General features: G+C 56.9%; 16 protein-coding genes. 4 read left to right on the forward strand and 12 right to left on the reverse strand.

Annotation, left to right across the window (positions count from 1 at the left end):
- Window positions 1-45 precede the first annotated feature (45 nt).
- The 9 genes from recC to rppH form a co-directional block, all read right to left on the reverse strand.
- Window positions 46-3417, reverse strand: coding sequence for an exodeoxyribonuclease V subunit gamma (gene recC, locus EBA31_RS20730; RefSeq protein ID WP_122080094.1), 3372 nt, complete (start codon window positions 3415-3417; stop codon window positions 46-48).
- A 33-nt stretch (window positions 3418-3450) separates the two neighbouring features.
- Entirely contained in the window at window positions 3451-3825 is a 375-nt protein-coding gene (locus EBA31_RS20735) for a prepilin-type N-terminal cleavage/methylation domain-containing protein (protein WP_122080095.1), read from the reverse strand.
- Window positions 3815-4261 carry a YgdB family protein gene (locus tag EBA31_RS20740; RefSeq protein ID WP_122080096.1) on the reverse strand — a complete coding sequence of 149 codons (447 nt, stop codon included), beginning with the start codon at window positions 4259-4261 and terminating at the stop codon, window positions 3815-3817. Before EBA31_RS20740 ends, EBA31_RS20735 begins: the two co-directional genes overlap by 11 nt.
- Window positions 4258-4836, reverse strand: a complete 579-nt coding sequence (locus EBA31_RS20745; RefSeq protein WP_122080097.1) for a prepilin peptidase-dependent protein — start codon at window positions 4834-4836, stop codon at window positions 4258-4260. The genes EBA31_RS20740 and EBA31_RS20745 overlap by 4 nt, the downstream gene beginning before the upstream one ends.
- The gene (locus EBA31_RS20750; RefSeq protein WP_122080669.1) at window positions 4824-5330 is read right to left on the reverse strand and encodes a prepilin peptidase-dependent protein; all 507 of its coding nucleotides are present in this window, start codon (window positions 5328-5330) and stop codon (window positions 4824-4826) included. Before EBA31_RS20750 ends, EBA31_RS20745 begins: the two co-directional genes overlap by 13 nt.
- Window positions 5331-5518: 188 nt before the next feature.
- Window positions 5519-6313, reverse strand: a complete 795-nt coding sequence (gene thyA, locus EBA31_RS20755; RefSeq protein WP_020828397.1) for a thymidylate synthase — start codon at window positions 6311-6313, stop codon at window positions 5519-5521.
- A gap of 7 nt (window positions 6314-6320) precedes the next feature.
- Entirely contained in the window at window positions 6321-7193 is an 873-nt protein-coding gene (gene lgt, locus EBA31_RS20760; RefSeq protein ID WP_020828398.1) for a prolipoprotein diacylglyceryl transferase, read from the reverse strand.
- 190 nt (window positions 7194-7383) lie between these two features.
- A complete protein-coding gene (gene ptsP / locus EBA31_RS20765; protein WP_020828399.1) occupies window positions 7384-9630 on the reverse strand; it encodes a phosphoenolpyruvate--protein phosphotransferase in 2247 nt (748 codons plus the stop codon).
- 12 nt (window positions 9631-9642) lie between these two features.
- On the reverse strand, window positions 9643-10170 hold the full coding sequence (gene rppH, locus EBA31_RS20770) for an RNA pyrophosphohydrolase (RefSeq protein WP_012146527.1): 528 nt from the start codon (window positions 10168-10170) through the stop codon (window positions 9643-9645).
- Between the two features lie 696 nt (window positions 10171-10866).
- Here rppH and mutH point away from each other — a divergent pair.
- The 4 genes from mutH (at window position 10867) to EBA31_RS20795 (ending at window position 13978) form a co-directional block, all read left to right on the forward strand.
- A complete protein-coding gene (gene mutH, locus EBA31_RS20780) occupies window positions 10867-11553 on the forward strand; it encodes a DNA mismatch repair endonuclease MutH (protein ID WP_122080098.1) in 687 nt (228 codons plus the stop codon).
- Between the two features lie 95 nt (window positions 11554-11648).
- Window positions 11649-12365: a TerC family protein gene (locus tag EBA31_RS20785; protein WP_048760797.1), complete on the forward strand. Its 717-nt coding sequence runs from the start codon at window positions 11649-11651 to the stop codon at window positions 12363-12365.
- Window positions 12366-12538: 173 nt separating this feature from the next.
- Window positions 12539-12757 (forward strand): YgdI/YgdR family lipoprotein, encoded by a 219-nt coding sequence (locus tag EBA31_RS20790; RefSeq protein WP_020828402.1) that lies wholly within the window; start codon window positions 12539-12541, stop codon window positions 12755-12757.
- Window positions 12758-12937: 180 nt separating this feature from the next.
- The gene (locus EBA31_RS20795; RefSeq protein ID WP_020828403.1) at window positions 12938-13978 is read left to right on the forward strand and encodes an NADP(H)-dependent aldo-keto reductase; all 1041 of its coding nucleotides are present in this window, start codon (window positions 12938-12940) and stop codon (window positions 13976-13978) included.
- A 33-nt stretch (window positions 13979-14011) separates the two neighbouring features.
- Here the strand turns inward: EBA31_RS20795 and lplT are convergent, their stop codons facing one another.
- The 3 genes from lplT to EBA31_RS20810 all read right to left on the reverse strand — a co-directional run bounded on the left by lplT (window position 14012) and on the right by EBA31_RS20810 (window position 20187).
- Window positions 14012-15208, reverse strand: coding sequence for a lysophospholipid transporter LplT (gene lplT / locus EBA31_RS20800; protein ID WP_122080099.1), 1197 nt, complete (start codon window positions 15206-15208; stop codon window positions 14012-14014).
- Window positions 15208-17361, reverse strand: coding sequence for a bifunctional acyl-ACP--phospholipid O-acyltransferase/long-chain-fatty-acid--ACP ligase (aas, locus tag EBA31_RS20805; RefSeq protein WP_122080100.1), 2154 nt, complete (start codon window positions 17359-17361; stop codon window positions 15208-15210). The genes lplT and aas overlap by 1 nt, the downstream gene beginning before the upstream one ends.
- Before the next feature lie 567 nt (window positions 17362-17928).
- Entirely contained in the window at window positions 17929-20187 is a 2259-nt protein-coding gene (locus EBA31_RS20810) for a molybdopterin guanine dinucleotide-containing S/N-oxide reductase (RefSeq protein ID WP_122080101.1), read from the reverse strand.
- Between the last annotated feature and the right edge of the window lie 146 nt (window positions 20188-20333).

Raw genomic sequence — 20333 nt, forward strand, 5'->3', positions numbered from 1 at the left:
AATTATTTTTACCACCTCCCGGCAATCAGTACCACCGGGGGATTGTTACCCAAGGTTATGTCGCGCAACCGGCAGCAGGTAACGTTCTGTTTCGGCCAGAATTTGCGCTAAATAAGGATTATCCAACTGCCGGAATACCCGCTGCACATAAGGGTCCTCGCCTTCTCCCGGAATGCGCTGATCGCCCTGCCAGGTCTGCAGCAGCTTGGCTCGAGCCTTGATTTGCACCTCTTCATCCCAGTCAATCTGCTGCGTTTCCTGCTGGTAACATTGGCTTAGCCAAGCCCAGCCGCTTTTGTTCAGCAACAGTAACGGCTGACAGAGACCGCGCTGATAACCGGCCACCAGTTCGGCCAGTTGCTCGTGGGCAGCCTCTGCGCTCAGGGCGGCAAAACGCCAGGCTGCCCCTTTGCGACCGTAAATACGACTTTCCCCTGTGCCACCGGCGCAGCAGTACACCAGATGCTCCAGCCACAGCAATATCCCATCGACGGCCGACAGGGTGGATGGCCGCCAACGTAACAGCCCGTCTTCCTGAACCTGATGCAACCAGCCGCTAATGCGCACGCCGGCAATGTCGATATCCAGTTCAAGACTGTGCCCTTCGCTACGCTCTGCCCGCACCTGCTCAGCCAGTTCAGCCATCTCTTCCTGCTGCTTCTGCCAATAAATTTCACCGAATGGGCCAAAGGGTAATCCGCCGGCGGCACGAACTCGCTGAAACAGGCGCGTGGCGTCCTCACCGTCAATCAGGGTATTCAACAGTTGGCTGTTGAACTGATAACGGCTGAGATTATCCAGGGTAAAGGGCTCTTCATCCGGCAGTTCGGTTTCTTCCAGAATGAAGCTGACCCCCAGACGGAGTTGGAAGAAGGCGCGGATAGGGTGGCGATAGAATCGCAGCAAGTCATCCAGCAAAATCTGGGTCTGCGCTTCCGGCAGCAGAGGTTGATTAAACGCCGGATGTGCAGCTCCTTTTCCGTCGGCGGCCGGCAGCCATTCCGCGGCGTAGCTCTGATCTTCGGTACCGGGCAGGAAATTCTCGGCGGCAAACGGCATACGCGAGTGCCAGTTAAGCAAGTGATCACCCACGCGTTTTGCGCTGCCATCGGCGTCCAACGCCTCATCACCCGGCAGGCAGTAGCTCTGTTCAAGGTATTCCAGCAGCTCGGTCACCAACACCGAAGGGTAACGTTCGCTGTTATCCTGAATGGAACGGCCAATAAAGCTGATATACAGCCGTTGCTGCGCCGACAGTATCGCCTCCAGGAACAGATAGCGGTCATCATCACGGCGGCTACGATCGCCACGCTTGACCTGCTGTGCCATCAGATCAAAGCCTAACGGCGGCAGCGTCCGTGGGTAAACGCCGTCGTTCATGCCCAGCAGGCACACCACTTTAAACGGGATGGAACGCATCGGCATCAGGGTGCAGAAATTGATTTGCCCGGCCAGGAAACGCTGGCTGATCCGCTCCTGATCGAGGCGTGACGCCAGTTCATCACGCAGGATGGACAGTGGCACCTCATCGGGATAACGGGCCGCCAAGCCGAACTCGAACAGCTTGTTCCACTGCTGCTCAATCAGCGCCAGCACCACTTCGGTTTCACCGTCCTGCTCAAAGAAGGTCTCCAGCAGTTGGCGGCACAGCGGCTGCCATTCCTGCAGCGTACGCAGTTGCCCCAGCCGTTGCCGCCAGCGGCTCAACGCCGCCAGCAGTTCAGCTAGCTGCCCAGCCAGCTCGGCGACCAATCCGCTCGATTCGTCGTAGGGCAAGACCCCCTGCCAGTCACCGGCATTGCTGTCCATGGCGTAACCCAACAGCATACGCGTAATGCCAAATTGCCAGGTGTGCTGTCCGGTGGCGGGCAAATCCAGTTCGCGCACGTTGTCGTCATCCAGGCCCCAGCGTACGCCGGATTCCCCCACCCAATGGCGCAACAGACGCAGGCCCTCTTCCCGGATGGAGAATCGCGCCGCCAGTGCGGGAACCTCCAGCAGTGCCAGCACCTGCTCTGAGGTAAAGCGGCTCTGCGGCAGATCCAACAGCGAGATAAAAGCCTGCAGCGCCGGGTGGGCCTGGCTGGCTTTGCGGTCAGAAATGGCAAACGGCAGGTAGCGTTCCGGGGAGGCATTGCCGAATACCGCCTGGATATAAGGCGTGTAATTGTCGATGTCCGCCACCATCACAATAATGTCGCGCGGCGTCAGCTCAGGGTCATCCGCCAACATGCTCAATAACTGATCGTGCAGCACCTCAACTTCACGCTGCGGGCTGTGGCAAGCGTGCAGGCTGATGGAGCGATCGGCAGGATCCAGTCGTCGTTTGGTGGCGCTGCTTTCCAGCGTTTCCGGCGTGGTGCCGATAACCGCACTGTTCTTCAGCTCCAGCATATCGTACTGAATGCCATGCAGCAGATTATCCGCAGGGATATCGACAAATGCGAAAACTTCCTGCGCAGATTCGATCTGCGAAAGCAAAAAGTGGTGGTCGCGTCCCAACTTGCCCCATGAGGCCAGCAGTGGGTTCGGCAGGTCTTGCTCACCGGCTTCATTAAACAGCGCGGCGGCATTTTCAGGATCTTTGAATAACGCATATTCGGTTTGATCCTGATAATGGCGTCGTTTGCGGCTCTGCAATTTCGCCAGAAATGATTGACTCTGAATATCTCCCCAGTAGTAGCGGCAAGGGTTAGTGAACATCAGGTGAACGTCAATGTGCCTGCCCAGAGCCTGGAGGGCCTCCAGATAGACCGGCGGCAATGCCGAAATGCCGCAGATAAAGACCCGTGGCGGCAATCCCGCCGGGGGCTGCTGTGCCTTTTCCAGCTCGTTGATAAAACGGCGATACAGGTTGGCGCGATGCCATTCCGGCTGCCCCAATTCCGCGGTGTACTCTACCAGGCGCGCCCACAGCGGGGCCTGCCATTGCTGCGCTTCCGCCAGTCCGTCAACGCGTTCGCCCTTCTGCCAGCTTTCCAGCCATTGCGGGCGATACACCAGGTATTGGTCAAACAGGTCTGCCACCCGACCGGCCAACTGGTGAATTTTACGTTTGTCGCCGTCGTCGGTGAGGTAATGCTGCAGTGGAGCAAATTCAGGCTGGGTGAGTAAATCGGGCAGCAGCCACATCAGCTTCCAGGTCATGGCGTCTTTGCTGAAGGCGCTCTCTTTCGGGATACCCGGTAACACCCGGGTAAACATGTCCCAGATGAAGGTAGCCGGCAGGGGGAAAGCAATGTTGGCGGCGATGCCGAACTGCTCCGCCAGTTGCATCTGCAGCCACTGCGCCATACCGGGGCTCTGCACCAGCACCACTTCCTGTTGGAAAGGATCGGCCAAGGGCTCTCTGGCTATCAAAATGCTGGTCAGCGTTTTTAACACGTCCAACTGATTGGAGTGATAAACCTTAAACATTGGGCGCTCCCTTAAAACAAAATATGTGCCAGCTCACTGGCGCATGCAGTACCAACGACTGAGTTCCGCCCACTGCTGTTGGGGCGTTTGTATTCTTACCACTAACCGCTGACAGGCAGGCTGTGGGCTGCTCAAGCTGGTCTCACGCCGCCAGCCGGGTGCCAATGGCGGCAGCCCGGCATCCAGGCGACCGCTAGCGGCGAACACTTCCAGATGCTGGTGCGCCAACGACCACGCCTGTCGATACTGCCATTGACGCTGGAACGACTGCAACAGCACCTGATGATACTGTAACAACCCCAGTAGCGACACCGCGAACAGCAACGCGGCAATCAAGACCTCCGGCAAGCTGAAGCCCCGCTGGCGCCATAAGGTTGCGTCAGATGCATCAGTTGGGTTAATCCTCACAGTCCGCCTGCTTTTTTTCAGGGCAAAAATCCAGCCACCCGCCGGTTTCTGCTCTGAGCGCAATCTCTCCGGTTGCGCCCTCAGGTTTGCTCCGTTGATATAACCGCAAAGGCTCTGCGCCATTCATCGGTGCTTCACCACGCACCAGGACAATACCCGCCTGGGAGGATAATTTTGCGCAGGCGCGTAGCGCGTCGGCTTGCCGGCACCACCAGCCACTGACGCTCAATTGCCCGCGAGGCCAAGTCTGGGCCACACCCCAACTGAGCGCTGAAGCGGCCTGATTGTATGCCAGTAAATAACGTTTCTCGTCGGCAGCCAGCAGTAAAGCGCTGTCCAGTTGGCGATGCTGGGCATTCAACAGCATCAGCCCCATCGCCAACAGCATCATCACGGCCGCCAGGGTACTGCCGCCTCGTTCGGCACTAATGTTCATGGCAGAGAAGCCATATTGACCGCCCAGACCAGGCTGCGCCGTATACCGTCGTCCGCTTTCGCACGGCCACTTAGCACCAGCGTAGCCCAGGTTTTTCCGTTTTCACCCAGGTTGGTCTTTACGCTGAAGGCTTCGATACGCACTTCGTCGTTATCGTTCAGGCGTTCCCAGCCACCGCCCCGACAATGATTAATACCCCGCTGCCCTTCCAACATCCCCTGGCGCAGGCGATAACCGAAATAGTCGGCATCGGTGCCGAAAGCCTCCCAACGGCCGTTAAGACTGATGTCATAGGCGATAATCACGCAACTGCCCGCCGCTTCTCCGGGAAGGTGGCTAAGCAGTATTGGTTGCCCACGGCACTGACCGGCGCAAAACCCCGCACGGCGTAGATCTTTCTCAATACCGACGGCCAATTGGCGCAGTACCGACTCCAGCCGGTAGTGCCTGCCGACATCGACGCTGTGTTGACGTAAAACCGGATAGGTTTTGGCGGCAGCAAGCGCAATCAGGCTGCCGAACGTCAGCGCCAACATCACCTCCGGCAGCGTAAAACCCCGTTCTAAGGCTGACATAGCGCAACCCCCCTGATGCTCACCCCTTCGCTGCACAGTCGCAGTCGCCCCTTGGCAGACAGCACCAACCTCAGGCTGCCTGCACCGTTGCTAAGCACAATATGCCCCGCCTGCGCATTATTGCGCAGGCCATAAAACCCCATCTCTTTTTGGGTATGGCCTGTCAGCCGCACATCAGGGTAATGCGGCTTGAAGATGTCATCGTCGAGTGCAGCGCAATTCGCAGGCGTTTGACCTTCACCGATGCACCAGGCCGTTCCGGGTTTAATCCCCAGCAGCGCCGTGCGGTTGTGCCAGTTGGCATCAGCCTGCAACCGGTTGAGGAAAGCCAGCAGTTGTTGTGCAGTGTGTTCCAACCGCAAAGCCTGCTGATAATGACGCCAGTGGCTGACACCCCAGCCCGTCAGCAGACCCGCCAGGGTAATCACCACCAGCAGTTCTATCAGCGTCATGCCGCGCTGGCCATCGGGGTTAAACTTCATCTCGTCGTTCATGGCGGCCAGTGTAATCAGGCGCGCAACAGGGTAAAGGGGGGCTTTTCGGCCTTGAAGCGCATCGCGCAGGCTTTCTATGCAACTGGTGAACAAGCACAACAAAATACGATGCAGTGCGCAGAGAGGGGCGGCAGAAAAAAATAAGGGCGCAACCTGTGCGCCCTCGGGGATAACTTATGCGGAGAAAATCAGATAGCAACCGGTGCTTTGATTGGGGGATGCGGATCGTACCCTTCGATTTCAAAATCTTCGAAACGGTAATCGAACAGCGATGCCGGTTTGCGTTTGATCAAAAGCGTTGGCAAGGCACGCGGTTCACGGGTCAGCTGCAGCTGGGTTTGTTCCATATGGTTGCTGTACAGGTGGGTATCGCCGCCGGTCCAGACGAAATCACCCACTTCCAGATCGCATTGCTGCGCCATCATATGCACTAACAGCGCGTAGCTGGCAATGTTGAACGGCAGGCCGAGGAACACATCGCACGAGCGCTGGTACAGCTGACAGGATAATTTGCCGTCCGCCACGTAGAACTGGAAGAACGCATGGCATGGCGCCAGCGCCATCTGATCCAATTCACCCACGTTCCAGGCCGAGACTATGATGCGGCGTGAATCCGGATCCTGTTTCAGCTGGTTCAGCACCGTGGTCAACTGGTCGATCTGACGGCCGTCAGCGGCTCCCCAGGCACGCCACTGTTTACCGTACACCGGGCCAAGGTCGCCGTTCTCGTCGGCCCACTCGTCCCAGATGCTGACCTTGTTTTCCTTCAGGTAAGCCACGTTGGTGTCGCCGTTCAGGAACCACAACAGTTCATGGATGATCGAACGCAGGTGACATTTTTTGGTGGTCACCAACGGGAAGCCTTCCTGCAAATTGAAACGCATCTGGTGGCCGAAAATCGACAGCGTGCCAGTGCCGGTACGGTCGGCTTTAGGGGTGCCCTCGGCGAGCACTTTGTTCATCAAATCCAGATACTGTTTCATTTGTTCCTCACGACAGTTGTTGCTGCGGGCGACGACGATACGCCCAAATCATCATAATAATACCGGCCACCACCATAGGAACGGACAGGATCTGCCCCATGCTGATTACGCCGTCGAACAGGCCGAGCTGGGCATCCGGCTGACGGAAAGCTTCGACGATAATGCGGAATACGCCATAACCAATCAGGAACAGGCCGGAAACGGCGCCCATCGGCCGCGGTTTGCGAATAAACAGGTTCAGAATGATAAACAGCACCACGCCTTCCAGCAGCAGTTCATACAGCTGGGACGGGTGGCGCGGCAGCACGCCGTATTGATTCAGGATCGGCAGCAGTTGCGGATCGGCGGCGGCAAGCGCTACGTCTTCCGCGCGTGAACTTGGGAACAGCATCGCCCATGGGGTATCGGTGGTAACACGGCCCCAGAGTTCGCCATTGATAAAGTTGCCCAAGCGACCGGCACCCAGGCCGAAGGGGATCAGCGGGGCAATAAAATCAGAAACCTGGAAGAAGGTGCGTTTGGTACGACGAGCGAACCAGAACATCACCAGAATAACCCCCATCAGGCCGCCGTGGAACGACATACCGCCATCCCAGACTTTGAACAGATAGAGCGGGTTATCCAGGAACAGCGGCAGGTTGTAGAACAACACATAGCCAACGCGGCCACCGACGAACACACCGAGGAAACCGGCATACAGCAGGTTCTCTACTTCATCCTTGGTCCAGCCGCTGCCCGGTTTGTTGGCACGGCGCACCGCCAGCCACATGGCAAAAACGAAGCCAACCAGGTACATCAGACCGTACCAATGCAGAGAGACCGGGCCGATAGAGAAAATCACCGGATCAAATTTAGGAAACGCCAGATAGCTATTGGTCATCTATCACCACAACATGTCTATTATTCTTCCCCATCCGGGGGCGGCAGGTGCCAAACGCGGTGAAACGCAGCAGGAGCACTTTTTCCGTTGCTTTCAACACAGTGAGGAGGCGGATAATAGCATAAGCTTAAGCGTCTCCGGACTGGACTGCTGGGAAAAGTTCTGTAAAAAAATCAGTCAGCCTGCGGCGTTACTTGCCGCCGCGGATTAACCCGCCCATGCCACGCCGCTCCATAAACGCCGCCACCTGATGGCGCACTTCGGTGGTCATTTGGGCACTGAGTACCCGCTGCGCCAGCACTTCGGCATCGGAGAGCTCAATATGCCGCAGCAGATATTTGATCCGCGCCACGCTACGTCCGTTCATGCTCAGGTTGCGGTAGCCCATGCCCACCAGCAGCAAGGCCCCCATGGGATCGCCGGCCAGTTCACCGCACAACCCCACCGGCAGCCCGACGGCCTGGGCCTGAACGACAATCATCTTGAGCACCTGCAGCATGGAAGGATGCAGGCTGTCGTACAGCGAAGCCACTCGGGTATTGTTGCGATCAACCGCCAACAGATATTGGGTCAGGTCGTTGGTACCGACCGAAATAAACTCCACCCGCCCGGCCAGATGCGGGATCAGGAAGATCATCGACGGCACTTCAAGCATTACGCCAAGTTTGGGTTTGGGAATTTCATACCCCAACACTTCTTCCACTTCCCGCCCAGCGCGATCGATCAAGCGTCGGGCCTCGTCGATCTCTTCCAGACTGGTGATCATCGGCAGCAAAATGCCCAGATTGCCAGTACCGGCATTGGCACGCAGCATGGCGCGCACCTGGATCAGGAAGATTTCCGGCTGATCCAGGGTGATGCGGATACCGCGCCAACCCAGACAGGGGTTTTCTTCGCTGATAGGCATATAAGGCAGCTGCTTATCGGCGCCGATATCCAGCGTGCGCAGCGTCACCGGCTTGTTCGGATAGAGCTGCAACATACCCTGATATTGGGCGACCTGTTCCTCTTCGGAAGGGAAGCCACTCTGCAGCATAAATGGAATTTCGGTACGGTAGAGGCCGACGCCATCGACGCGCCCTCCCAGCAATTGCTCGTGTTCCGGGCTAAGACCGGCGTTGAGCATCACCTGCACTCGCTCGCCGCTTTTGAGCTGAGCCGGCTGTTCGACATCGTCTTCCGCCAATCGGCTTAATTCCAGCTCTTCGCTGATCAGACGCTGGTATTCCTGCACCAGCACCGGCTCCGGATCAACCAGCAGCTCGCCGCGATAGCCATCGACAATCAGCAGGCGCTGGCTGAGCAATGCAGGCTGGATATCCGCCCCCATCACCGTCGGCACCCCCATCGCCCGCACCAAAATAGCCGCGTGTGAGTTGGCGGCACCGTCGCGGACCACCACGCCGACCAGCCTGTCCTGTGGCATTTCGGCCAACAGGGTAGCAGTCAGTTCATCGGCTACCAGCACAAAACGCGCCGGCCACTGGGTTGCGCCCTGAGTGGTATCGTCGAGGTGGAATAAAAGGCGCTGACCGAGCGCGCGCAGATCGCTGGCGCGCTCGCGCATGTAGGTGTCTTGCAGGCTGGCGAACTGGGCGGCAAAGACTTCGATCACCTGTTTCACCGCCCATTCGGCCACGGAGCCGGCATCGATCTCGGCAAAAAGTTCGCGCTTGAGACGGGCGTCGTTCAGCAGGTGAGAGTAAAGATCGAAAATCGCTGCGCTCTCTTTTTGCGAGCTGGCGGCAAAGCGCTTGCTGAAACGGCGGAATTCCGCCCCGGCTTCTTCCAGCGCCTGGGTCAGGCGTTCACGTTCGCTGGCGGTATCGAGCGTTGAAGCCTTGTAAACCTGATCGAGTGACGGCTGGCTGCTGTCCTGCCAACCTTCAGCCACTGCCACGCCTGGCGATGCCGCCAGCGCACGAATGCGCGTCTGGCGATACTGACCAAAAAGAGCGTTAAGCTGCGATTGGGATAGGATACCGGCCATTTGCGTGGCCAGCGTCACCATAAAAGACTCTTCGCTTTCGTCGAACTGGCGCAGCTCACGCTGCTGAACCACCAATACGCCCAGCAGTTGGCGGCGATGAATGATCGGCACGCCGAGGAAGGATCGGAACCGATCCTCCTTCACCTGGGGAATATATTTGAAGCTGGGGTGGCTCTGCGCGTCCGCCAGGTTAATCGGCTCGGCACGGCGCCCAACCAGGCCGACGATGCCTTCATCAAAGGCCAGTGCGATAGTGCGCCCACGCGGTTTTTTTAACCCGCGTGTCGCCATCAGGTAATAACAGCGGCGGTCATTGTCTGCCAGATAGATGGAACAGACTTCCGTATCCATTGCCAGACAGGTTTCATTGACCAAAAGATCCAGCGCATCTGTCAGGCTGGCCGCCGCGGCCACCTTCTCAACAATTTCTCGCAAGCGCGTGAGCATAGTCGGCTTAACTTAACCTCTCTTCCGGCGATAAGCGGGGGTCTGCCGCTGCGCTGCCTGCTCCTGCATCGGCATCACGGTGACGGCGAATTCTTTCATCACCCGGCGGTAAACGTCGCGTTTGAACGACACCACCTGGCGCACCGGATACCAAAAGCTCACCCAGCGCCAGCCGTCAAACTCCGGCGTGCTGCTGCGTTGCATATTGATATCAGCGTCATTGCACATTAACTGCAAAAGAAACCATTTCTGCTTTTGGCCGATACAAACCGGCTTTGTGTCCCAACGCACCAAACGTTTTGGCAATTTATAGCGCAACCAGTTGCGGGTTGAGGCCAGGATACGCACATCCTTTTTGCTCAGCCCCACTTCTTCGAACAGCTCACGGTACATTGCCTGTTCTGCGGTTTCACCGGGGTTGATCCCCCCTTGGGGAAACTGCCAGGAGTGTTGACCGTAACGGCGAGCCCACAGGACTTGCCCCTGACGATTACAGATTACGATACCAACATTCGGGCGGTAGCCATCATCATCGATCACCGGACTACCTCGATAAGCTTAAATTCGCATAGATACCCTGATTGTTTCACACAAGCTACAGGCGGTAAACCACTGCTTTGCGGCGGTGCAGACCGGATAACATTGGGATAACTCACAGATAATGGCAAAGTTATAAACATGTGAAGCCGTTTACACGCGGTTTTATTCACTTTTTCTGTGGATAGGTGTGTGAAGAACTCAAGGGATAAGCCGGTAAAACTCTGGTGAACTCAAAATCACCATAAAAACAAAAACAAAAATACATCATTAAAAACATAAAGTTATTTATTTATCAACAACCCTATACAGAGTAAAAATGTGATCTATATCCGTTTAGGATCTTACCCTGGCGAAAGATCCACCAACGTCGTTTTTATCCACAGATTATCCGTATGAGTTACGCACAAAACGGACAATTTCGCAAAAAAACCCCTGAGTCAAGGCTGTAAATCGAACCAGTGATCGGTAAAAATTTGGGTTATCCCATAAATCTGTGGATAAATAGGTGTAAGATCCTGTTTATTGTCGGTGGCTTCAGGTGCACAAGCGTCGCCCTGAATTTTTCCCCCGTCATGTAGCGGGAAAAAAGTCATGGAAAATCATGCTACTATTATTCTTTTCCCCAGACCTTGCCCACCAAGGTTCGCTGTGTACAAATACAGTACGTTTTTCAACCAAATCTAACAGGTTCGCATTATGGCGTTTTTATCTCCTCTGCCCCCTCCTCCAGAAAATGAACAGCAACTGTTTGAACGGGCGCAGCAGCTTGCCGGCTGTCAGTTGGGAGAACTGGCGGCACGTGCGCAGTTGCCTATTCCCAAAGATCTGAAGCGGGATAAAGGATGGGTTGGCATGCTGCTGGAGCAGTATCTTGGCGCCATGGCCGGCAGCAAGCCGGAACAGGATTTTCCCGAGTTGGGCATCGAGCTGAAAACCATCCCGATAGACGCCGCCGGCAAGCCGCTGGAAACCACTTTCGTCTGCGTAGCGCCCTTGACCGGCAACAGCGGCGTCACCTGGGCCAGCAGCCACGTACGCCATAAGCTGGCGCGGGTGCTGTGGATCCCGGTGGAAGGCGAGCGGCAGATTCCGCTGGCACAGCGGCGCATAGGTTCACCACTGTTGTGGAGCCCGAACGAAGAAGAAGAAGAGATGCTGCGCCGCGACTGGGAAGAGCTGATGGATTTGATCGTGCTTGGCCACGTAGAACGGATCACCGCACGGCACGGTGAAGTGCTGCAACTACGCCCCAAGGCGGCCAACAGTAAAGCCCTGACCGAAGCCATCGGCGAACAAGGTCAGCCGATCCTCACATTACCGCGCGGTTTCTATTTGAAAAAAAGTTTCACCGCCGCGCTGCTGGCAAGACATTTCTTAATCTGATCGCTTTTGTTTAGGCTGTGTTTAGCTAACAGTGTCGCCGTATCAATAAACGCGTATAATTCAGCCTTTGCTTTTTATTAAGGTGTGGCTAGGCAATGTTCGAATGGATTATGGATCCCAATGCCTGGTTAGCGTTAGGTACGCTGACCATTCTTGAGATCATTCTGGGTATTGATAACATTATTTTCCTTTCCCTGGTGGTGTCTAAACTGCCGAAAGCCCAGCAGAACAAGGCGCGTCGCATCGGGCTGGCCGGCGCAATGTTAATGCGTCTGGGGCTGTTGGCCTCTATCGCCTGGGTGATCCGTCTGACCCATCCGCTGTTTACCGTCATGGATCACAGCGTTTCGGCTCGCGATCTGATCCTGCTGCTGGGCGGGCTGTTCCTGATTTGGAAAGCCAGTAAAGAGATCCATGAAACCATCGAAGGGTCGGACGAAGAGCACCACACTAAAGTGCACGGCTTCTTCGGTGCCATCGTGCAGATCATGCTGCTGGATATCATTTTCAGCCTGGATTCAGTGATCACCGCGGTAGGCCTGTCCGATCATCTGTTTATCATGATGGCAGCAGTAGTGATTGCCGTGGGCGTTATGATGTTTGCCGCCCGGCCGATTGGCGAGTTCGTTAACCGCCACCCTTCGGTGAAAATGCTGGCGCTGGCATTCTTGATCCTGGTGGGCTTCACCCTGATGCTGGAAAGCTTCCAGGTGCATGTACCTAAAGGCTACATCTACTTTGCGATGTTCTTCTCGATGTCGGTAGAAGCACTCAACCTGATGCGCAGCAAGAAAAAACCCGCCTCTGAGTAATCCCCCAACGGGAGCGAGCGTAAGCCGCTCCCGTTAATATTTTTGTATCCCCCGCACAGTTTCAATGTCACTTTCTCTTACAGAGATAAGGACTTATCCGAAACACGATGCATCTATAGTTTGCTAATCTAGAAAGAAGCTTCTTTTTGCACACATAACTGAGGATCCGCAGGATGAAAAAGTGGGTAATGGCAGTGTCTGCGTTGGTGATGGCCGCCGGGTTGGCGGGATGCTCCAGCGATTACGTGATGGCGACCAAAGACGGCAATATGATCCTGACTCAGGGCAAGCCAGAGATTGACCAAGATACCGGCCTGATCAGCTATAAAGACGAAAAAGGCAACCATCGCCAGATCAACGGCGATCAGGTTTCACAGGTCATCGAACGCTAGTTTCCCGATCGGCTATCGCCCCCGCATTGCGCGATAGCCCTCCCCGCACTGAATCCACTTCCCCCATCTTCTCGGCTTGGTTATAGTCGGCAAAGGCGAGATCACCGCCTTGCAGATTGTTTGGCTCCTGTTTTACCGGGTGTATAGCCCGTAAGCGCTAACACGAAAGGAAGGCCGTTAATGCAATACCACCGTATTCCCCACAGTTCTTTAGAAGTGAGCGTGCTGGGACTGGGCACCATGACCTTTGGCGAACAGAACAGTGAAGCCGATGCCCACGCGCAACTCGACTATGCATTAGCCGCTGGCATCAACCTGATCGATACCGCAGAGATGTACCCGGTACCACCCCGCCCTGAAACCCAGGGGCTGACCGAACAGTACATCGGCAGTTGGATCAAGGCTCGCGGCAACCGTGAGAAACTGGTGCTGGCCAGCAAAATCGCCGGGCCGGTGCGCGGAACTGACAGCAGTATCCGTCCGCAGCAGGCGCTGGATCGCAAAAACATCCGTGCCGCGCTGGACGCCAGCCTGAAACGCCTCAACACCGATTATCTCGATCTCTACCAGTTGCATTGGCCGCAGCGCGCGACCAACTTCTTCGGTAAGCTCAACTATCAGTACACTGACGAAAAGGCTACCGTCACCTTGCTGGAAACGCTGGAAGCGCTGACCGAGCAGGTGCGCGCCGGTAAAATTCGTTATATCGGGGTGTCCAACGAAACGCCTTGGGGCGTGATGCGTTACCTGCAGTTGGCTGAAAAGCATGAGCTGCCGCGCATCGTCTCAATTCAGAACCCCTACAGCCTGTTAAACCGCAGTTTTGAGATTGCTCTGGCGGAGATCAGCCAGCACGAAGGCGTCGAACTGTTAGCCTATTCCAGCCTGGCGTTCGGCACCCTGAGCGGCAAGTATTTGAACGGCGCCAAACCGGCCGGTGCGCGAAATACGCTGTTTAGCCGCTTTAATCGTTATTCGGCCCCGCAAACGCAGTTGGCGATTGCCGAATACGTCGCATTAGCCAAAAAACACGGACTGGATCCTTCGCAGATGGCCCTGGCCTTTGTTCGCCAGCAACCCTTCGTTGCCAGTACCCTGCTGGGCGCCACCACGCTGGAACAGCTGAAAACCAACATCGACAGTTTCGACCTGGTGTTGAATGAAGACGTGCTTCAGGGGCTGGAAGAGATCCACACCCGCTTTACCATTCCTGCACCCTAAATAATCAGGGGCGCCTAAACCGCGCCCCTTTGATTATTTTGCCCGTCGTTGCGACAACCACAGTGCGCCGATCGCCAGCGCGAAAACCACACCGAAACCGATCCCCACGCCGACCACCGGCACGCTGACTTTCACCGCCAGCGAATAGAGCCCGAGCATCAACAGCATGGCGGTGTTCTCGCCAAGGTTTTGCACCGCGATCGCGTTGCCTGCCCCCACCGATTTTTTGCCTCGTTCTTGCAACAACGCATTCAACGGCACCACAAAGAAGCCGCCCAAGATGCCGATAATCAGCAGTACCGCATAGGCGCTAAACAGGGTAGTTTGCAGCGCGAATATCGCCACCGCTACGCCAATCAAGATCCCGGCCGGCATACAGCGTTTCACGGTCTCAAGCGTAACGAAGCGAGCTGCGGCACCGGCGCCAACCACAATCCCCACCGCCACCATGGCATTCAGCAACGTCGGCGTGGCGTTATCGGCGATACCCAGCGCCACCGGCACCCACAGCACCAACAGAAAGCGCAGCGTGACCCCTGCGCCCCAAAACAGGCTGGTACCAATCAATGAGAAACGGGTTTGCCCATCGCGCCACAGCACCACACAGGCGTTGAAGAAAGCGCGAGTCATGGCGCGTGGCGTCCATGACGTCGCCGGATGTGCCGCAGGCAGGCGCGGAATATACAGGTTGGCGATCACCGCCGCTGCATAAACCAGCGCACATACCGCCAGTGCGGCGACCACGTGCCAGTCTGCCAGGATGCCGCCGGCCACCGAGCCCAGCAGGATCGCCGCGATAGTGGAGGCCTCCATCAGGCCGTTGGCCTTGACCAGTTTCTCACCGCTGGTGATCTCACCCAAAATCCCATATTTGGCCGGTGAATAAGCTGCGGCACCCACGCCCACCAGGCTATAACCGAGGAACGGATCCAACCCGAAACAGATCACCAATGCGCCGGCCAGCTTCAGGCCGTTGGCCACCATCATCACCCGCCCTTTCGCAAAGCTGTCGGCAATCTGGCCGACAAAAGGCGCGAGAATGATATAGGTGGCGACAAACGCCATCTGCAGAATCGGCTGGCTCCAGTCGGGATAAAGCTGTTGTTTGATCAGCGCCAGCGTGGCGAACAGCAACGCATTGTCACCGAACGCAGAGAGAAACTGTGCGCAAATGACGGCAATCATGCTGCGCGAAAGCAAGGGTGAATCAGTGTTCGACGACGGGTTCATCAGACAGTCTCCGGCTGTTCAGCCATTTTACGCAGGGTCACAAAATCCGGTTTGCCACTGCCCAGCACCGGCAGCGTTTTCAACAGGCGAATATCACGCGGTACCGCCAGTTCAGGGCTGCCCAATTCACGCGCTGCCCGCAGCAAGGCTTCGCGGGTTACGCTTGCATCGGTTGTGAACAGCACCAGTGCCTCGCCCTTACTGCTGTCACTTTTCACCGTGGCGGCGTGCAGCCCTTCCGGCGATACACGCTGTGCCAGCAGCTCCACGCTTTCCAGCGAGACCATTTCGCCCGCCAGTTTGGCAAAGCGTTTCACTCGACCGCGGATCACACAGTAGCCCTGTTCGTCCAGCGTGACGATATCGCCGGTATCGTACCAGCCCGGCTGCAGGTTGCCCTGTTCATCCTCTGCCGCTGGCGGCTCCAGCTCGCCCGGATGCTCCACCCGCAGATAGCCTTTCATGATATTCGGCCCACGCAGTTGCAGGCGTCCACCGTTCTCAATACCCGGCACCTTCATTAAACGCGCTTCCATATTCGGCATGATGCGCCCGACGGTACCCACCTTGGCCGCCAGCGGCACGTTGATTGACACCACCGGCGCACACTCGGTCACGCCATAGCCTTCCAGGATGCGAATACCGTATTTGTCCTGATAAATCTGTTTGGTGCTGTCCGCCAGCTTTTCCGCACCGGCTACCACATAGCGCAACCGGGCAAAGTCATACGGATGGGCAAAACGCGCATAGTTATTGAGGAAAGTGGCCGTGCCGAACAGTACGGTGCAGTTACGGTCATACACCAGCTCCGGCACCACGCGGTAATGCAGCGGACTGGGGTAGAGGAAGATGCGGCTGCCGGTCATCAACGGGGTCAGCAGCCCGACCGTCAAACCAAACGAGTGAAACAGCGGCAGCGACGACATAAAACGGTCGCGCGGAGTGAAGTCGGCAATGGTACGGATCTGCTCAACGTTGGCCAGCAGGCTGGCGTGGGAGTGCACCACGCCCTTCGGATTGCCCTCCGACCCCGAGGTGAACAAGATCAGTGCCGCATCGTCAGGCTGCTGCGGCAGCATGGCGCGCGCGGGTTGGAACAGATGACGCAGGATCCACAGCTTGTCCGCCAGGGTCACGGTATCTTTCAGATCCTCCAGATACACCCAGTTGGCCTCCGGCACCTGCTGCGGCAAATGTGTCAGCTTGCCTTTTTCCAGGAACTGGCGCGAGGTGACGATGGTTTTAAGACTGGCGGCGAGCATGGCGCTTTTCAGGCCGTTGGAACCCGCGGTGTAGTTGAGCATCGCCGGGATACGGTTGCGCAGCGAGGCGCCAAAAATCGCCGCGGCGGTAATGGTGGCATTCGGCAATAGCATGCCGACATGTTCGCCCTCGGCGGTAAAGCGCTGCAGGATACGGCTGACGCCCAGCGCTTTTTTGATCAGTGTCTGGTAGCTGTCTTCCTTGAAGTTGATATCTTCAATGCACGGCTTGCTCCGACCATAGCGATGCTGCGCCGCCAGCAAAGCGCGGAACAGGGTCTGTGGCTCGCGCGTGTCCATACGCGCCTTCATCATGATCTGGTGCAAGCGATCGCCGGCCAGCATGCGACGTTCTCGGGCGCGTGGCGCGACCGGCATCGGCAATGACGTCGGCGGTAAAATACGGATGCTGATCTGCGGGAACCAACGGATCTTGAAGACCCCGGCCATACGCCCAAAAGGGCTGAATTCGGCGCCATCAAGCCGTATCGGCACCACGGTCGCCCCCGATTTGGCGGCAATAAACGCGGCACCATCATAAATTTTCATCAGTGAGCCGGTCACGGTAATGCGCCCTTCGGGGAACACCACGATGGGTCGCCCTTGCTCGACCAAGCGCACCAACTGTTTGATGGCCATCGGCTTGGTGGGATCGAGCGAAACGAAATCGATATAAGGCCGCAACCAGCGCATAAACCAGCGATCGCCAATGCTGGCGTAGACGGCAAACACCGGTTTGATCGGCAAAAACAGCGCCAACAGAATACCGTCGAGGAAGGAGATGTGATTGGGCGTAATCAGCAGCTTTTTCTGATCGAAATGTCGGGCGTCGCCCTCAACGCGTAGCCGGTACAGCAGGCGGAACAGCACCCGCAGCATTGAAAAGATCATGCCCTTCTCCCTTTGCCCAAGATGAGCGTAAATGGTTGTAGGGAAAAGAATACTATATGGCAGGCAAAAAAAAACCTACGCATCCGCGTAGGTTGGTGCAATTGAAAATGGCTTCAACATACAGAGTATGCTGATTTCTCACCAATCAATACCTCTGGGATCACCTACTCTAGAGAGGTGCCGATTAAGAAACTACCGATCAATCGCAAGAGTTTTGCTCTAAATGCAACCAGCTGTAAATTTCCCGCGATGTACTGAAATAACTCAATGAAATGTAAATAGTCCTGCGGAATAAAAATACAAAATCAGATTTTACGCAGGCGGGACGGAGGGGGATCGGGCAAAAAAAAACCTACGCATCTGCGTAGGTTGGTGCAAATTAATATGGGCTCAACAAACAAGTTGCTGAAACTCACCAATCAATACCTCTGGGACGTTTAATTTACCCCGTTGAGCCGAAAACCAGCCAGCGGCCAATCGAAACATTAGGGCGCAAAGTGTAACCAGCGGTGTATCCCCACGGCCTTTCAAGCCACAGCGAGCTCGCCTTGCCGTGGGGCTGGATGTTTATCGTACGCTCACTTCTACCAGGCAGCTCATGGCGTTCGGCCCTTGAGTCAATGGTGAGGTACCGATATCCAGCGTTAACACGTTCGGGTTGCCGGACTGTTCCACCTGCAGGCGCTCGGCACCAAAACCTGGGTCAAACCAGGCGCCGGTTGCCATCAGCACTACGCCCTGGGTGACACCGTCGGTGATCGCAACGCCTGCCAGGCAATTGCCACGTGCGTTGCTGACCTGTACCTCCGCCCCCTCGGCAATGCCGCGCCTGGCTGCATCTTCCGGGTGCATATACAGCGTTTCGCGCCCGGCCGTTTTATTGCCCTGCGCCAGCGGCGCCGGATCCATCTGGCTGTGCAGGCGATCGCTCGGTTGGATGGATATCAGGTGCAATGGCCACTCTTTGGCTTCCGGTGCCCCCAGCCACTCGACTGGCGGCTGCCACTGCGGATGTGGGGCAAAATCGGCATAGCGATAACCGGCGATTTTCTCGCTGAACAACTCAATCTTGCCGCTCGGCGTTTGCAGCGGATTGGCCTGCGGATCGGCACGAAAATCGTCGAAGAACACGAATTCTTTCGCCGGTGCCGGCAGCTCGACGTAGCCTTTGTGCCAGAAATCCTCAAACTCGGGCCATTCTACGCCGGTCCCCGCCTGCGCCTGGCCGCATTGTTGATAGATAGATTCGATCCAGGCCCGCTCGTCGCGGTTTTCGGTGAACTGCTCGCGGTAACCGAGCCGCTCCGCCAGATCGGCAAAAATATCAAAGTCGTTACGTGCCTGATGCTGTGGCGCAATGGCCTGATGCATCGCCAATACGTAGCGATCGCGCGATGAACCGCCGATATCGTTACGTTCCAGCGAGGTGGTAACCGGCAACACGATGTCCGCCATCTTGGCCGCCGGCGTCCACCAGATATCCTGCACAATCACCGTATCCGGTTTCTGCCAGCCTTCCACCAGCCGGTTTAGCTGCTGATGATGATGGAACGGGTTGCCGCCGGCCCAGTGCACCAGATGAATATCCGGATACTGGTGCGTCTCGCCACGGAACTGATAGGAGCCGCCGGGTTGCAACAGCATGTCGCAGATACGCGCCACTGGGATGGCCAGCCCACAAGGGTTGGCGCCGACCGGCATCATGGGCCCCGGCGTATCCACCCGCGGGTTGCCGACCCCGTTCATCGAGCCGTGACCAAAGGAGAAACCGCCCCCCGGCAGCCCCACCTGGCCGAGCATCGCCGACAGGGCAATCATCATCCAGTAGGGTTGTTCACCGCGATGGGCGCGCTGAACCGAATAGGAGCAGGTGATAAAACTGCGAACGCCGATCAGTTGCTGCGCCAGCAAACCGATACGCGCCGCCGGAATGCCGGTGATGGCACTGGCCCATTCGGGCGTTTTTGCCACGCCGTCGTCGGTGCCGCGTAGATAATCCGCCAACTGGCTATAGCCGGTGCAGTGGCTATAGAGGAAAGCTTCATCCTGAGCGCCACGGCGCTGGATTTCATACGCCAGTGCCAGCATCAGCGCCACGTCGGTATTCGGGCGAATTGGGATCCATTCGGCATTAACAAATTCCGGGCAGTCATCCCGCATCGGGCTGATGTTGATCACCGGAGTGCCTTTTTTCACCAGCTTTTGCAGCCAGGGTTTGAGCGAGTGCTCCGCCGCACCGCCGGAAGAAACCTGGGCATTTTTCAACGCCAGGCCGCCGAAGGCCACAAACAGCTCGCAGTGCTCAACCACGCTGGGCCAGCTGGTGACACGACCGGTCAATGGGGTGAAAGTACCGATCACATACGGCAGGAAAAACTGGGCCGCTCCCCAGCTGTAGTTGCCCAACTGATCGACACCGCCGCCGCCAGCAAAATAAAAACGGCGCACCAGCGAACGAGCGTGGTGCAGGCGCCCGGCAGATGACCAGCCATAGGAACCGGTAAACAAGCCGGAGGGGCCGTAGCGATCGCGCACGCGCCGGTTCTCCTCCGCCACCAGGTCGAGCGCCAGATCCCAATCCACTTCGACAAAATCCTCGCGGCCACGTAGCGTACGGTCGCTGCCTTCACGCTTTTGCAGCCAGGAACGGCGCACGGACGGCTTGCGGATGCGCTTGTCGGAATAGGCCATCGGCGCGATGGAGTCGAGCATTGGGGAAGGATCCGGATCGTCGGCAAACGGCTCACAACGGATAAGCCTGCCGTCTTCAACCACGGCGGTATAGGCGCCCCAGTGAGCGAGTTGCGGATAGCGTTTAATCGACATGGTGTTCTCAGCCAAGAATGGATGCCCAAAAATAGCATTAGCCGATGCGCAGCGCCAAAGCACAAATGGCTCTATCACTGAGCGGCACAGGTCTAAGCTCGGGGTAAATTGCCCATATCTGCAACAGCCGCCACAAGTTACGATCG

The organism is Serratia sp. P2ACOL2, from assembly GCF_003691565.1.
Classification (GTDB): domain Bacteria; phylum Pseudomonadota; class Gammaproteobacteria; order Enterobacterales; family Enterobacteriaceae; genus Serratia; species Serratia liquefaciens.